The sequence below is a fragment of the Streptomyces sp. NPDC028722 genome (assembly GCF_040637655.1).
Taxonomy (GTDB): domain Bacteria; phylum Actinomycetota; class Actinomycetes; order Streptomycetales; family Streptomycetaceae; genus Streptomyces.
This window is the reverse complement of sequence record NZ_JBEZWU010000002.1, coordinates 425,678-439,039: the sequence shown is the minus strand read 5'-3', so window position 1 is coordinate 439,039 and position 13,362 is coordinate 425,678. Positions and strand designations below refer to the sequence as shown.

The 13,362-nt window shown below is 73.2% G+C and carries 13 protein-coding genes; 7 read left to right on the top strand and 6 right to left on the bottom strand.

Annotation, left to right across the window (positions count from 1 at the left end; genetic code table 11):
* Positions 1–75: 75 nt before the first annotated feature.
* Both AB0F03_RS04485 and AB0F03_RS04480 read right to left on the bottom strand, forming a co-directional pair.
* Entirely contained in the window at positions 76–447 is a 372-nt protein-coding gene (locus tag AB0F03_RS04485) for a hypothetical protein (protein ID WP_361986417.1), read from the bottom strand.
* A gap of 96 nt (positions 448–543) precedes the next feature.
* On the bottom strand, positions 544–1,422 hold the full coding sequence (locus AB0F03_RS04480) for a hypothetical protein (protein ID WP_361986415.1): 879 nt from the start codon (positions 1,420–1,422) through the stop codon (positions 544–546).
* A gap of 313 nt (positions 1,423–1,735) precedes the next feature.
* On the opposite strand from AB0F03_RS04480, the gene AB0F03_RS04475 reads away from it, so the two are divergent.
* The gene (locus AB0F03_RS04475; protein WP_361986413.1) at positions 1,736–3,814 is read left to right on the top strand and encodes a SpoIIE family protein phosphatase; all 2,079 of its coding nucleotides are present in this window, start codon (positions 1,736–1,738) and stop codon (positions 3,812–3,814) included.
* A gap of 54 nt (positions 3,815–3,868) precedes the next feature.
* Here AB0F03_RS04475 and AB0F03_RS04470 read toward each other — a convergent pair whose 3' ends face one another.
* Positions 3,869–4,654 carry a putative protein N(5)-glutamine methyltransferase gene (locus tag AB0F03_RS04470; protein WP_361986411.1) on the bottom strand — a complete coding sequence of 262 codons (786 nt, stop codon included), beginning with the start codon at positions 4,652–4,654 and terminating at the stop codon, positions 3,869–3,871.
* 324 nt (positions 4,655–4,978) lie between these two features.
* A complete protein-coding gene (locus tag AB0F03_RS04465; protein WP_361986409.1) occupies positions 4,979–6,085 on the bottom strand; it encodes a hypothetical protein in 1,107 nt (368 codons plus the stop codon).
* Positions 6,086–6,210: 125 nt separating this feature from the next.
* On the opposite strand from AB0F03_RS04465, the gene AB0F03_RS04460 reads away from it, so the two are divergent.
* Positions 6,211–6,615 (top strand): MarR family winged helix-turn-helix transcriptional regulator, encoded by a 405-nt coding sequence (locus tag AB0F03_RS04460; protein ID WP_361986723.1) that lies wholly within the window; start codon positions 6,211–6,213, stop codon positions 6,613–6,615.
* Positions 6,616–6,657: 42 nt separating this feature from the next.
* Here the strand turns inward: AB0F03_RS04460 and AB0F03_RS04455 are convergent, their stop codons facing one another.
* Entirely contained in the window at positions 6,658–7,419 is a 762-nt protein-coding gene (locus AB0F03_RS04455) for a GNAT family N-acetyltransferase (RefSeq protein ID WP_361986407.1), read from the bottom strand.
* Between the two features lie 238 nt (positions 7,420–7,657).
* Here AB0F03_RS04455 and AB0F03_RS04450 point away from each other — a divergent pair, with 238 nt between their 5' ends.
* The 5 genes from AB0F03_RS04450 to AB0F03_RS04430 all read left to right on the top strand — a co-directional run bounded on the left by AB0F03_RS04450 (position 7,658) and on the right by AB0F03_RS04430 (position 12,558).
* Complete coding sequence (locus AB0F03_RS04450; protein ID WP_361986405.1) at positions 7,658–8,263, top strand: sulfite oxidase-like oxidoreductase; 606 nt, start codon at positions 7,658–7,660, stop codon at positions 8,261–8,263.
* A 154-nt stretch (positions 8,264–8,417) separates the two neighbouring features.
* Positions 8,418–9,137 carry a ferredoxin reductase gene (locus tag AB0F03_RS04445; RefSeq protein ID WP_361986721.1) on the top strand — a complete coding sequence of 240 codons (720 nt, stop codon included), beginning with the start codon at positions 8,418–8,420 and terminating at the stop codon, positions 9,135–9,137.
* A 166-nt stretch (positions 9,138–9,303) separates the two neighbouring features.
* Complete coding sequence (locus AB0F03_RS04440) at positions 9,304–10,272, top strand: acetylxylan esterase (protein WP_361986403.1); 969 nt, start codon at positions 9,304–9,306, stop codon at positions 10,270–10,272.
* 198 nt (positions 10,273–10,470) lie between these two features.
* Positions 10,471–11,661 carry a serine hydrolase domain-containing protein gene (locus AB0F03_RS04435; RefSeq protein WP_361986401.1) on the top strand — a complete coding sequence of 397 codons (1,191 nt, stop codon included), beginning with the start codon at positions 10,471–10,473 and terminating at the stop codon, positions 11,659–11,661.
* Between the two features lie 153 nt (positions 11,662–11,814).
* Positions 11,815–12,558, top strand: coding sequence for a GntR family transcriptional regulator (locus tag AB0F03_RS04430; RefSeq protein ID WP_361986399.1), 744 nt, complete (start codon positions 11,815–11,817; stop codon positions 12,556–12,558).
* On the opposite strand, the gene AB0F03_RS04425 is transcribed toward AB0F03_RS04430, so the two are convergent.
* Complete coding sequence (locus tag AB0F03_RS04425) at positions 12,528–13,301, bottom strand: class I SAM-dependent methyltransferase (RefSeq protein WP_361986397.1); 774 nt, start codon at positions 13,299–13,301, stop codon at positions 12,528–12,530. The two genes, AB0F03_RS04430 and AB0F03_RS04425, sit on opposite strands and share 31 nt — an antisense overlap.
* Positions 13,302–13,362: the final 61 nt, after the last annotated feature.

The window sequence follows — 13,362 nt, the reverse complement described above, 5'->3', positions numbered from 1 at the left end:
ATCAGTTCCCGAGTCGCCGGACACGCAGTACGCCCCGGCCGGCGAGGAGCCGGCCGGGGCGTGGTCCTCGTGAGGTCAGCGGCTCTCCAGGCGCAGGTGCAGATCCCGCTCCTGGTCGCCGGAGGCCGCGGAGGTCTCCTGCACGGTGAACATCGAGTCGAGCTTGGTCCGGAACCGGCTGACGGCCCAGGGGCCGCCCTGCACGTCCGCCTGGACGGCCGAACCAAGGCGGACCTCCGGGCAGTCCCCCGCACGGGCGTCCGCGACGTCGTACGTGCCGAGCCACACCATCGGGCGCGACTCGTGCAATTGCCGAGGCTTCTCGTCCGCACCCCGGTCGGAGGCGAAACACGACCTCAGCGCGTCGAAGACGATGCGGGCGTCCTCCGCGGAGCCGCTGAGCTCCACCGTGACGGTTTCCGGGTGCGACCGCTCCGTGTCTGTCATTGATGCCTGTCCTTTCGTAGCCGCGCTGCGGTGGAACGGGTATCCCGCCGGACCGCGTCCATCCTCAGGAAAACATCACCGGCCGCCGCGCACACCTCAGCTCTGGGAGAACTTGTACGTCTTGCTGTCCGTCAGCACGCAGAAGCCGGGCGAGACCACGATGACGCGCAGGATGCCGCTGCGGCGGTCGTAGTCGATGCCCTCCGCCTCGAAGTTCCCGGAGCAGGAGCTGCGCAGCGGCAGCTGGCGCAGGGCGGTGACGTGGCCGGAGACGTCCGTGCCGTCCGGGGCGGCCGACAGGTCGATGCGCAGCAGCGGCTTGGTGAGGCCGAAGAGCGAGCCGTCCGGGTCGTCGGAGGAGCACAGCAGGGTCGTCGGTCCGGAGAAGTCGCAGCCCTGGACGTCGCGGACGGCGTGGTCCAGACGGACGGTCCCGGTCCGTGGGAGGTCCGCCGAGGGGGAGGTGGACGGGTTGGCGCCCGGGGTGGGGAAGACCAGCAGGCGGGTCATCGTGCCCCACTCGCCGGACAGCATCCACTGGCCGTCGGGCGAGACGGCCGCCCAGGAGTTGTTCAGCGCCTCGTCCGGTCCGAGCGTGTGGACGTACTCCGACCAGGTGCCGCCGGGCGCCTGTACGCGGAACATCTTCGAGTTGCCGGAGTCCCGCTGGTAGGGCTCGATGTAGTAGCCGCCGTAGGTGGCGTCGGGGTCGCCCACGTGGTTCCAGCCCCGGGCGGACAGACCGACGGGGATGGTGCCGATGCCGGTGTAGCGGTTGGGGCTGTTCGCGGGCACCTCCACCGAGGTCAGGCCCTGGCTCTCGGTCAGCGGGTCGGCGCGGTCGGAGCCGGTCTCGGTCCAGGTGCCGGCCGCGGTGGCGGGCGTGGGCGCGACGAGGGACACGACGGCGGCGGTGGCGAGGGCGACGAGGCCGGCGAGGACTGCGTGACGGCGTTCCCGGGCGGACGCGGGCATGGGCGACTCCTGGACGGGGGTGGAGGGCACTCGGTCGGCGGTCAGTCTGGCGTGGCGTCATAGTCATGTACAGGCCAATGCAGCAACATGAGCGTGAACTCTCACGGCCCGCGGGATCGCGCGGTACGGTCCCGGCAGCAGGCCCCGCACCGCGCGCACCGCCGGTGACGGCTCCGGCGGACGCCCGGCTCCGTGTTGAGAGATGGTGGAGGAGACGGCGAAGGCGGCGGAGACTCGGTGTGAGCGCGGTAGAACAAGGGGAGTCGGCACGGGGGACGACGTGCCGTGCGGACGGGCGAAGGCGGTGCGTGGCATGAGTGCAGCCGAGGCTCCGGTGGCCGAGGGCGACGGGCCCGTGCGCGGGCCGTTGCGGCCGGGCGGGCTGCTGGACGTGCTGGGCGTGGCGTCGGTGGTCCTGGACACGGACGGCCGCATCGTCCTGTGGAGTCCGCAGGCGGAGGAGCTGTTCGGCTACACCGCGCGGGAGGCCCTCGGGCAGTACGCCGCCCGGCTGATGGTGCACGAACGGCACATGCGGCTGGTCGGCGACCTCTTCGCCGACGTACTGCGTACCGGGCAGAGCTGGGCCGGCGGCTTCCCGGTCCGGCACAAGGACGGCAGCACCCGACTGGTGGAGTTCCGCAACATGCGGCTGCTGGACGACCGCGGGGCCGTGTACGCGCTCGGCCTGGCCGCCGACCAGTCGACCGTACGGCGGCTGGAGCAGGAGGTGGCGCTGTCCGAGCGGATGGTGAAGCAGTCCCCGATCGGATACGGCGTCCTCGACACCCGGCTGCGGTTCGTCTCGGTCAACCCGGCCATGGAGAGGATCAACGGTCTGCCGGCCGCCGAACACGTGGGCCGGACCCTGCGCGAGGCCCTTCCCCGGGTGGACGCCGACGCGCTGGAGGCCGCCACCCGGCGGGTGCTGGAGACGGGCGTGCCGCTGGTCGACGACACGCTCGTCGGCCGTACCGCGGCCGACCCGGACTCGGACCACACCTGGTCCCACTCGCTGTACCGGCTGGAGGACGCCATGGGCAACGTGCTCGGTGTGGCGGTCTCGCTGGTCGACATCACCGAGCAGCACCGGGCCTCCGTGGAGGCGGAGGCGGCCCGGCGCCGGCTCGCGGTCATCGCCGACGCCTCCGCGCGGATCGGCACGACGCTCGAACTGGAACGCACCGCCTCCGAGCTGGCCGACGTCGCCGTGCCCGAACTGGCGGACGTGGCCGCCGTGGACCTGCTGGACGCGGTGGTGGAGGGGCGGCCGAGCACCCTGGGCCCCTCGGAGTCCGCGGTGATCCGGGCGCTCGCGGTCCGCCCGGACGAGGACACGGAGGCGGTACGGGCCGCCGACCCGCCGGGCCAGATCGCCCGCTACGCGTCCGACCGTCTGGTCACCGAGTGTGTGCGCACGGGTGAGGCGGTGCTGGTCCCGCAGGTCAAGGACGACGACCTGCCGCGCATCGCCCGGTCCCCGGAGGCGGCCGTGCTGCTGGGCCGGGCGGGTCTGCACTCGTATCTCGCGGTGCCGCTGATCGCGCGCGGCGAGGTGCTGGGGGCGCTCGACCTCAAGCGCACCCGGAACCCGGCGCCGTTCGACGAGGACGACGTCCTGCTGGCCCGTGAGCTGGCCGCCCGCGCGGCGGTGCAGATCGACAACGCGCGCTGGTACCAGAACGCCCGTAACACGGCGCTCACCCTCCAGCGCAGCCTGCTGCCCGGCCGTCCGCCGGTCACCACCGGCCTGGAGGTGGCCTCCCGCTATCAGCCGGCGGGCGCGACCAGCGAGGTCGGCGGCGACTGGTTCGACGTCATCCCGCTGGACGGGGGCAAGACCGCGCTCGTCGTGGGCGACGTGATGGGCAGCGGGATCAGCGCCGCCGCCACGATGGGCCGGCTGCGCACCGCCACCACCACCCTGGCCTCGCTCGACCTCGACCCGGCCCGGCTGCTGGAGCACCTGGACAAGACCACGTCGGCCCTGGACCACTCCATCGCGACGTGCGTCTACGCCGTCCACGACCCGCATCTGCGGCAGTGCCGGATCGCCAACGCCGGCCATCTGCCGCCGGCCCGGGTCCGGCCCGGCCGTCCGCCGGAGCTGCTCGACCTGCCCACCGGCGTGCCCCTCGGCGTGGGCGGGATCGGCTTCTCCACGGTCACCGTCGACTTCGAACCCGGCGACGAACTGGTCTTCTACACCGACGGCCTGGTCGAGACCCGCCGCCACTCGCTGGACGAACGCCTGGATTTCCTGCTGTCCCTGCTCGACGACCCCGCACGCCCCCTGGAGGAGGTCTGCGACCTGCTCCTGCGCACCCTCCACCACCCGGACAACCACGACGACGTCGCCCTGCTCATCGCCCGCGCACAGGAACTGGATTAGCGGCTTCCGGGACGGATGCGGCCCCGGAAGCCGCGCACTCCAGAGCCGCGCACTCTAGGGAAGTACGCCGATCACCACGTGCGCGTACAGCTCCCGCGACACCGCCAGGCGCGTCGACAGTCCCGCCCGGGTGAGCACCTCGGCCGCGTCCGCCGCCTGGCGCTCGCTGGTCTCGGTCAGCAGACAGCCACCGGGTGCCAGCCATCCGGGCGCCCCGGCGGCCACCCGGCGCAGCACGTCGAGTCCGTCCGCGCCGCCGTCCAGGGCGACCAGCGGCTCGTGGTCGCGGGCCTCCGGCGGCAGCAGGGACACCTCGGCGGTCGGGACGTACGGCACGTTCGCCATCAGCACGTCGACACGGCCGCGCAGGCCGGCGGGCAGGGCGTCGTACAGGTCGCCCTGGTACGCCCGGCCGCCGAAGGCGCCGAGATTGCGGCGTGCGCAGCGTACGGCGGCCGGGTCGATGTCGGCGGCGTGCACCTCGGCACCGCCCAGGACCGCGGCGAGGGCCGCGCCCAGCGCGCCGGAACCACAGCACAGGTCCACGGCGACGGCCGCGTGCGGTGCCGCGGCCAGCGCCTGGTCGACCAGGAACTCGGTGCGGCGGCGGGGCACGAACACCCCGGGTTCCACGGTGATGCGCAGTCCGTGGAACCGGGCCCAGCCGAGGACCTGTTCGAGCGGCAACCCGGCGGCGCGCCGGTCCACCATGGCGGCCGTGTCCCCGGGGGTACGGGCGGTGGCGAGGATCAACTCCGCCTCGTCCTCGGCGAAGACGCACCCGGCGGCACGCAGCGCGGAGACGACGGCGGAGGGGGAAGGCGGTACGGGAGTGGGCATGGAAGCCGGAAGCCTTTCGGGAGCGCGAAGCATCAGGGCGCTCCCGCGGTCACCGCTGCCGGTGTACCGCACCGTCACGAGGAGAGAGCACCCCTGCCGACACAGCGGTAATGGGACTCACCTCCTCGTCATCGGGACCGCGGACACTCGCGGCCGGACGGTCACCATACCGCAACGCTCCGACATCGCTCCCCTGCCGGGGGACAGGGGAACGGCCGCGTGCGTCACGCGGCCGTGGGTGCGTCTTCCGGGGGGTCGGGTGCCCATAAAGGGCGGCCGGCGGGCCCCTTGAGGGCGGTCGGCACGCCCCCTTGGGGCGGTCGGTCAGGCGCCGACCGTCTCCTCGATCTCTTCCTCCGCCTCTTCCTCCGCGTCCGCCTCGGCCTCCGCCTCGGTTTCCTCGCGGGAGGCCGGTTCGGCGGGCGTGGCGCCGGTGCCGGTCCCGGTCCCGGGGTGAGCGGTCTGCCGAAGGGGGCGCCGGGTGCGCTCGTACAGGGCGGCGAGCGCGGTCACCAGGAGGCCGGCCAGCAGCCAGCCCGCCAGGGTCCACACGTTGCGCGCGAGACCGTCGTTGCCGAAGTAGAGCAGGCTGCGGGCGCCCTCGACGAAACCGGCACCGTTCCAGAAGGCGTGCAGGGTGCCGAAGAAGCCGTTCTGGAGCTCGGGCCGGAACAGGCCGCCGGAGCTGGTGAAGTTCAGCATCACGAAGAGCACCATCATGGCCAGCGTGGTCCACCGCTTGAGGAACGTGTGCAGACCGACGCCGACGAGGAGGATGCCCGCCGAGTACAGCCAGGCCATGCCCCACACACCCGCGAGGTCGTGGTGGGCGAGGTGGAACACCGGGCCGGCGAGCAGCGCGCCGATGCCGCCGACCACGGCGGAGACGCCGAGCGCGAGCAGCGCACGGACGCGCATCGCGAGCGCGGCACCCGCGGCACCGAGGGCGGCGACCGAGGCGTAGGAGCCGATGCTCACCGCGACCAGCAGGAAGAACAGGCCCTGCCCGGTGGGGTCGTCGCTGACCGGCGCGGCCATGTCGGTGACCTTCAGCGGGGTGCCCTGCTCGGCGGCCACCGGCGTGAAGACCTTCTCGACGGCCGTCGCGCCCATGTCGGAGGCGGCGGTGGCGACCAGCAGCTCGGGCGCCTTCGCGCTGGGCACGTAGGCGCCGGTGACATCCCGGGACTCGAGCAGTCGGACGGCGTCGGCGCGGGTGGCGACCGTACGGACGTCGAGCTTGTCCCCCGCGGTGTCCTTCACCGTCTGCGCGAAGACCTTGGTCCGCGGGGCGGTGCCGACGACGGCGACCGGCAGGTGGTGCGGCTCCGGGGTGACGAACGCCCCCATGTACGCGAGCCCCATGCCGATGCACATCAGCAGCGGGGTGATCAGGTGCGTGAGCACATGGCGCAGTGCCGGTGACCTCATCGCGGACGACCCTCCAAAAGTTGGCTTATACAACTCACGTTCTAGTTGTACTATACAACCAGAATCCCGGAGGAGGTATTCCCGTGAGCGCAGCGGAGTCGGCCGTCGAGACGATCCAGCGCGAGATGACGATCTTCGCCCGCCGGGCGCGGGCCTCGGCGGGCCGCATGCACCCCGAGCTGTCCCTGGTGTCGTACACCCTGCTGGGCCACCTGGAGGAGCGCGGCGGCTGCCGGGCGACCGACCTGGCGGCCCACTACGCGCTGGACAAGTCCACGGTGAGCCGCCAGGTGGGCGCGCTGGAGCGGGCCGGGCTGATCGAACGCCGGCTGGACCCGGAGGACCACCGGGTCCAGGTGCTGCATCTGACGGAGGCCGGCGAGGACATCCTCGCCCAGGTCACCCGCAGCCGCCGGACCGCCTTCCGTGAGCGGCTCGCGGACTGGCCCGAGGAGGACCTGGTGCGCTTCGCGGCCTATCTGGAGCGGTACAACGCGGCACCGGGCGAGATCGGCCCCGGCGCCGACTGACCGCCCTCCGGGGGCACCGCTCCGGCCGGGCGCCCGTCCGGGCTACGGCACCGGTACCGCCGGGCGGGCGTCCGCCAGCCGCTCCGGCGCCCGGGCCGCCAGGAACAGCGTGTGACGGCGCAGCCGGAAGCCCAGGGACTCGTACAGCCGGACGGCCCTGGTGTTCTGCGCGCCCGTGTGCAGGAACGGGGTGTCGCCGCGCTCCCGGATGCCGTGGGCGACCGCGAGGACCAGCCGGGTGGCCAGCCCCTCACCGCGGAACGCGGGGTCGGTGCAGACCGCGCTGATCTCGGTCCAGCCGGGCGGACGCAGCCGCTCCCCCGCCATGGCGACGAGCGCGCCGCCACGCCGGATGCCGAGGTAGGTGCCGAGTTCCAGGGTGCGCGGCAGGAACGGGCCCGGCTCGGTGCGGGCCACGAGGCCGAGCATCTCGGGGACGTCCGCCGGGCCGAGCCGGACCGCTTCCGCGTCCGGAGCGGCGGCTATGCCGTCGTCCACGAACTGCACGCCCACGACCCGGAAGGTGATCTCCCAGCCGTCCGGTACCTCCCCGCGGTAACCGGGCAGCGGCACCTCGGCGCCCGGCCCCGCCAGTTCGGCGAGGTCCGCCCAGTCCTGCGCGTCCGGAGCGTCGGGCAGGGCGAGCCAGGGCGAGACGTCGACGGGGTAGCGCAGCACCCGGCCGCGCCGCTCGGCGAAGTGGGCGTGCGGGCCGGTCAGGGAGGCGAGGGCCGGGTTGTCGAGGACGTGCGGGACGCCGGCGGCGGCCGGGCCGGGGCCGCCCGGACTGCTCACGATGCTCACGCGGCCCCCTCGGTCACTGTCGTCGGGACGTACGGCTGGGACATCCTCGCTCCCTCACTTTCCTCGCGCTGTCACCGGCGCTGCCCGCGCACTGTCACCGGTGCGCCGGAGCCGGCACTGAGCGCCAAGGAGACGCGCCGGGCCGCGTATTCCCGGCCCCCGGAAGAGTTCATACCGCCGCAATGATCAGGGCGTGACCAGGGACGGGGCAGCCGGAGCGACAGCGTACGGTTGAAGCATGAACGTCACGCGAGGCTTCACGGGCCGCCCGCGCGTCCACCGGCCCGGGCTGCCGCCCGGACAGTACGACGCGGGCGACGACTGGCCCGTCCTGTCCGCCGAGGTCACCCCGGACCTCGGGCCCGGCGACTGGTCCTTCCGGATCGACGGCCTGGTCGAACGGCCGCACACCTGGAACTGGGACGCCGCCCACGCGTTGCCGGCGTCGGCGTACGACGGTGACATCCATTGTGTGACCGGCTGGTCGAAGTTCGGCGTGCGGTTCGGCGGCGTCTCGCTCGACGCCTTCTTCGGTGTGGTGCGACCCCATGGGTCCGCCACCCATGCCGTCGCCTACTCCCACACGGGCTACACCACGAACCTGCCCCTGTCCGACCTCACCGGCGGCCGGGCCTGGATCGCCTGGGAGTACGACGGCGGGCCGCTGCCGGCCGAGCACGGCGGCCCGGCGCGGCTGCTGGTGCCCCACCTCTACTTCTGGAAGAGCGCCAAGTGGATCGCGGGCATCACGCTCCTCGACCACGACGAGCCCGGCTTCTGGGAACGCAACGGCTACCACGCCCGGGGCAACCCCTGGGAGGAGCAGCGGTACTCCGGTGACTGAGACGGCGACCCCGACGGTGACTGACACGACGGTGACTGACAGCACGGCGAGTGAAACGACGGTGACTGACACGACGGTGACTGACAGCACGGCGAGTGAAACGACGGTGACCGGGACGACGACCGGGACGACGACTCCCGTGACGCGGTTCGCGGTGCCCGGCCGGATCGCCGTGAGCGAGGGCACGGCGGCGGTGTGGCAGACCGCCACCCTGACCGGGATCCGGCGCGAGACACCCCGCGCGACCACGTTCCGCCTGGCCGTGCCGGAGTGGGCGGGACACCTGCCCGGCCAGCACCTGATGCTGCGGCTGACCGCGGAGGACGGCTACGCAGCGCAGCGCCATTACTCGATCGCGTCGGCACCGGACGACTCCGGGCACATCGAGCTGACCCTGGACCGCGTGCCGGACGGCGAGGTCTCCGGCTGGTTCCACACCGTGGCCCGGCCCGGTGACACCGTCGAGGTGCGCGGTCCGGTGAGCGGCTTCTTCGCCTGGCCCGGCGACCGGCCCGCGCTGCTGCTCGGGGCCGGTTCCGGGGTCGTACCGCTGATGTCGATGGTCCGGCACCACCGGGCGCGCGGCCTCACCGTGCCGCTGCGGCTGCTGGTGTCCGCGCGCAGCCCGGAGGAGCTGATCTACGCGGCCGAGCTGGGCGCCGAGACGACACCCGTGTTCACCCGCAGTGCCCCGTCAGGTGTGCCGGTGGGACGTATGGCGGCCGCACATGTGGCGCCACTCCTGGCCGAGCCGCCGGCCGGTGGGTGGGAGGCCTATGTGTGCGGGTCCAACGCGTTCGCCGAGCACGCCTCCCGGCTGCTGGTCGCGGCGGGTCAGCCGGTGGACCGCATCAGGATCGAGCGCTTCGGCTGAGTGAGCGCCCCCGCGGCGCAAGCGCTTACTCACATGCGACCAGCACCATGTGCCCCTCGCGCCGCGTCTCCGCAGAGATCCTTTTCCTGCTCACGACCCTGGCGGGTCATCCGACCACGCACATACGGTGAGACGACGCAGTCTCCCTTCACCAAGGCGGTCGCTGATGGCCCTGTTCGACCTCCCCCTCGACGAACTCCGCGCATATCGCAGTGAATCCGTCGCACCTGCGGACTTCGACACCTTCTGGGACAAGACGCTCCAGGAGGCCCGCGAGCACGAACTGGACGCGCGGTTCGAGCCGGTGGACACCGGGCTGTCCACGGTCGAGGTGTACGACGTGACGTTCGCCGGGTTCGGCGGTCACCCCGTGAAGGGCTGGCTGCGCCTGCCGGCCGGGGCCACCGAACCGCTGCCGCTCGTCGTGGAGTTCCTGGGCTACGGCGGCGGACGCGGTCTGGCGCACGAGAGTCTGCTGTGGGCGTCGACGGGCCGGGCGCACTTCCTCATGGACACCCGCGGGCAGGGCAGCGCCTGGGGCGGCGGGGGTGCCACGGCGGACCCGGTGGGCGCGGCCCCGGCGTACCCCGGTTACATGACACGGGGCATCGAGGCACCCGAGAACTACTACTACCGCCGGGTGTTCACGGACGCCGTGCGGGCGGTCCAGGCGGCCCGTTCGCATCCGCTGACCGACGCGGCACGGACCGTGGCGCTCGGCGCCAGCCAGGGCGGCGGCATCACACTGGCCGTCGGCGCGCTGGTCCCCGACCTGGTCGCGGTGGCCCCGGACGTGCCGTTCCTGTGCGACTTCCCCCGTGCGGCGACCCTGACGGACCGCCACCCCTACCGGGAGATAGGCCTGTTCCTCAAGACGCACCGTGGGCGTCTGTCGGACGCGCTGCGCACGCTGTCCTACTTCGACGGCGTGCATTTCGCGGCCCGTGGGCGGGTGCCGGCCCTGTTCTCGGTGGCGCTGGAGGACCAGACGTGTCCGCCGTCGACCGTGTTCGCGGCGTTCAACGCATGGGCCGGTGACGACAAGACGATCGAGGTGTACGACTTCAACGACCACGAGGGCGGCGGGCCCTTCCACGAGGCGGCGAAGGTGCGCTGGCTGCGGTCGTACGCCTGATCCGCGGGCCGCGCCCCCGGCGCTGATCCGCCGGTCCCGACCGCACCCCCGGCCGGTCCCGGGCGCGCCGCTCCTCCCCGCGGCCCGGCCGGTCGGGTGCCCGTACCCGCCCTTCCCTCCGATCCGACCAGTCGGTACGTTCGGAGCGCCCGGGTCGCGGTGTCGCGGCCGGGCTTTCCCGGCGACGACGGAGGCCATATGTCCGCGCAGGAGACACGCCAGACACCCCAGCCGCACGCGATGATCCACGGGCACTGCGACCCGCGGTTCTCCGCGGTGCGGGAGGCGTTCGAGGAGAACTTCCGGGAGCGGGGCGAACTGGGCGCCGCGGTGGCGGTCACCGTCGCCGGGGAGACGGTGGTGGACCTGTGGGGCGGCTGGGCGGACGCGGCCCGCACCCGGCCCTGGGAGCGGGACACCGTGGTGAACGTGTGGTCGACCACCAAGGGGCCGGTGGCGCTGTGCGCGCACCTACTCGCCGACCGGGGGCTGCTCGACCTCGACGCACCGGTGGCCTCCTACTGGCCGGAGTTCGCCGCCGCGGGCAAGGAGAAGGTGCTCGTCCGGCATCTGCTGTCCCATCGGTCCGGGCTCTGCGGACTGCGGGAACCGCACACCCTGGAGGAGTTGTACGACTGGGAGCTGACCACCGCGCGGCTCGCGGCCATGACGCCTTGGTGGGAGCCGGGCACCCGGTCCGGGTACCACGCGCTGACGTACGGGTTCCTGGTCGGGGAGGTCGTGCGCCGCGTCTCGGGGCTGCGGCCGGGGGCCTTTCTGGCGCGGGAGGTGACCGGACCGCTCGGGATCGACTTCACCATCGGCCTGCCGGAGGGGGAATCCGGCCGGGCGGCCGAGTTGGTCCGTCCGCCGGCCGCGTCGAGCGACCGGCAGGCGGCCCTCTTCGGCCGGCTGGCACCGGCCGCGCTGGCGGCTCTCGCCAACCCCGTGGCCGGAGCGGCGGAGGCGAACAGTCCCGGCTGGCGGGCGGCGGAGATTCCCGCGGCCAACGGGCACGGCACCGCGCGGGCGGTCGCGGCGCTGTACGGCGTCTTCGCCGGGCGCGGAGCCCACGGGGGACGGCGGATCCTGTCGCCGGAGGCGGCGGAACGGGTGCGCGAGGGTCAGGGCAGCTGCCGCGATCTGGTGCTCGGCGTGGGGTTCGAGGGTGAGACGGAGATCGGGCTCGGGCTGTGGCTGAGCGGACCGCAGGGCTCGTACGGGCCCAATGCGCGTGCTTTCGGCCATGACGGGTTCGGTGGTTCCTGCGGGCTCGCCGACCCGGAGGCGGGCGTGTCGCTGGGTTACGTGATGAACCGGATGGGACCGCACATCGCCAATGACCCAAGGAAGTCGGCGCTGGTCGACGCCGTCTACAGCGCCCTGTGACGCCGCGCCGCGCCTCCGGATGACCACGCGCCGTGGCGGACGGGTTTCGGCCGAACCGGCGGACCACCCTTCCCTTGTGGTTTAGACCAATGCTAATTGTGGTCGCGCAACGAACCCGTACGGCTACGTTTTGTCACCGACAGGAGGCGCGGCATGGCCCGCACCACCCCCCACGACCCCCCGCCCAGCGACGGCCGGCCCCTGTACGGGCGGATCGCGGCGCTGCTGCTGGAGGAACTGCGCGACGGCACCATCCCGCCAGGTGAGCGGCTGCCCGGCGAGCGGCATCTGGCCGCCTACTTCCGGGTCAGCCGGGAGACCGTCCGGCAGGCACTGGACGTGCTGCGCCGCAGTGGTGTCGTCACCACCGACCGGCGGGGCAGCCACGCCACGCTGCCCGGCCAGCCGGCCGAGGCGCCGCAGTCACTCACCTTTCCGGTCGGCGCCCGGTCCTCGGACCCCTGCGCGCTGGACCGGGCCACGGTGACCTGGGAGGCTCCGCCGCCGGAGCACGCGACGGCGCTGGGGCTGGCCGCGCACCGGCCGACGCTGGTGCACCGCTACCAGTCGGTCACGCCGGACGGGCGGTCCCTGCGGACGGCGTTGACATCGTTTTCCGCGGTGGCGCTCGCCGAGGTGGCCGAGCTGGCCCGCTACCGGGACCGGGCCGACGGGGCCACGCCCGCGCAGCTGCGGCGGGCGTACGACTGGATGCGCAAGGCCGGACTGACCCTGCACCACCGGGACGCCATCACGCAGGTCGGTGACGCCTCCTCGGTGCGGGTGACCCGACGGGTGCACGACCAGTACGCGCGTCCGCTGGAGATCACCGACCTGGTGGTGAACGCCGAACAGGACGCACTGGTCTACGAGTTCACGTCACCGGCCGCGGGTTGACCCGGCGTCCGGCGGGCGCCGGCCTTGCGGGCCACGACCAGCCGGGCGCGCGGGCTGCCGTCGACTCGCCGGCCGAACCCGGGCAGGACACCCAGCTCGACCGTGAAACCGGCGCGTGTCAGCTCCCTTGTCACCGCACCGAGCCGGAAGGCCCGGTAGTACATGACGAACGGTGGCCGCCACAGCGCGTTGCGCACCCGCATCACCGCGTCGAAACCGGACAGCAGCCAGAAGTCGCGCCGCGTCGGGCGGGGCGGGGCCGGCACCGGGAAGACGAAACGGCCCCCGGGGCGCAGCACGGAGTGGACCTGGGTGAAGAGCCCCGGAAGCTCCCGGGGCAGGAAGTGCCCGAAGGCCCCGAAGGAGACGACGAGATCGAAGGCGGCCGTGAACGGCAGGGCCCGGGCGTCGCCGCGCACCCAGACGGGGGCGGGACCGCCGGCGGGGCGCGGCCGGCGGCGGGCGGCATCGAGCATGCCGGTGCTGAAGTCGACGCCGGTGACGCTGTGGTGGCACAGCCCTGCCAGCATCTCCGTGCCGGCGCCGGTGCCGCAGCACAGATCGAGTCCGTCCGCGAAGGGGCCGAGCGGCGCCAGCGCCCGCGCCGTGGCGTCCAGCACCCGGTCGGAGGTGCGGAAGGGGGTGTGGTCGAACTTCGGGGCGAGCAGGTCGTAACCGTGCTCGACGGACGACAGTGCCTGCACGGCGAGTTCGCGCAGCGTGGGGCCTTCGGGACCGAACATTCCGTCAGCCTAGGCGCCGTGCCTGCGGCCGGGCGAGGTGTGCGGTGGGCGGCACCCCGTC

Bases quoted from the DNA above. Each gene is read 5' to 3' on its own strand.
- AB0F03_RS04480 (WP_361986415.1), bottom strand. From the start codon at position 1,422: ATGCCCGCGTCCGCCCGGGAACGCCGTCACGCAGTCCTCGCCGGCCTC.
- AB0F03_RS04465 (WP_361986409.1), bottom strand. From the start codon at position 6,085: ATGAGGTCACCGGCACTGCGCCATGTGCTCACGCACCTGATCACCCCG.
- AB0F03_RS04450 (WP_361986405.1), top strand. From the start codon at position 7,658: ATGAACGTCACGCGAGGCTTCACGGGCCGCCCGCGCGTCCACCGGCCC.
- AB0F03_RS04475 (WP_361986413.1), top strand. From the start codon at position 1,736: ATGAGTGCAGCCGAGGCTCCGGTGGCCGAGGGCGACGGGCCCGTGCGC.
- AB0F03_RS04440 (WP_361986403.1), top strand. From the start codon at position 9,304: ATGGCCCTGTTCGACCTCCCCCTCGACGAACTCCGCGCATATCGCAGT.
- AB0F03_RS04435 (WP_361986401.1), top strand. From the start codon at position 10,471: ATGTCCGCGCAGGAGACACGCCAGACACCCCAGCCGCACGCGATGATC.
- AB0F03_RS04430 (WP_361986399.1), top strand. From the start codon at position 11,815: ATGGCCCGCACCACCCCCCACGACCCCCCGCCCAGCGACGGCCGGCCC.
- AB0F03_RS04485 (WP_361986417.1), bottom strand. From the start codon at position 447: ATGACAGACACGGAGCGGTCGCACCCGGAAACCGTCACGGTGGAGCTC.
- AB0F03_RS04470 (WP_361986411.1), bottom strand. From the start codon at position 4,654: ATGCCCACTCCCGTACCGCCTTCCCCCTCCGCCGTCGTCTCCGCGCTG.
- AB0F03_RS04425 (WP_361986397.1), bottom strand. From the start codon at position 13,301: ATGTTCGGTCCCGAAGGCCCCACGCTGCGCGAACTCGCCGTGCAGGCA.
- AB0F03_RS04460 (WP_361986723.1), top strand. From the start codon at position 6,211: ATGACGATCTTCGCCCGCCGGGCGCGGGCCTCGGCGGGCCGCATGCAC.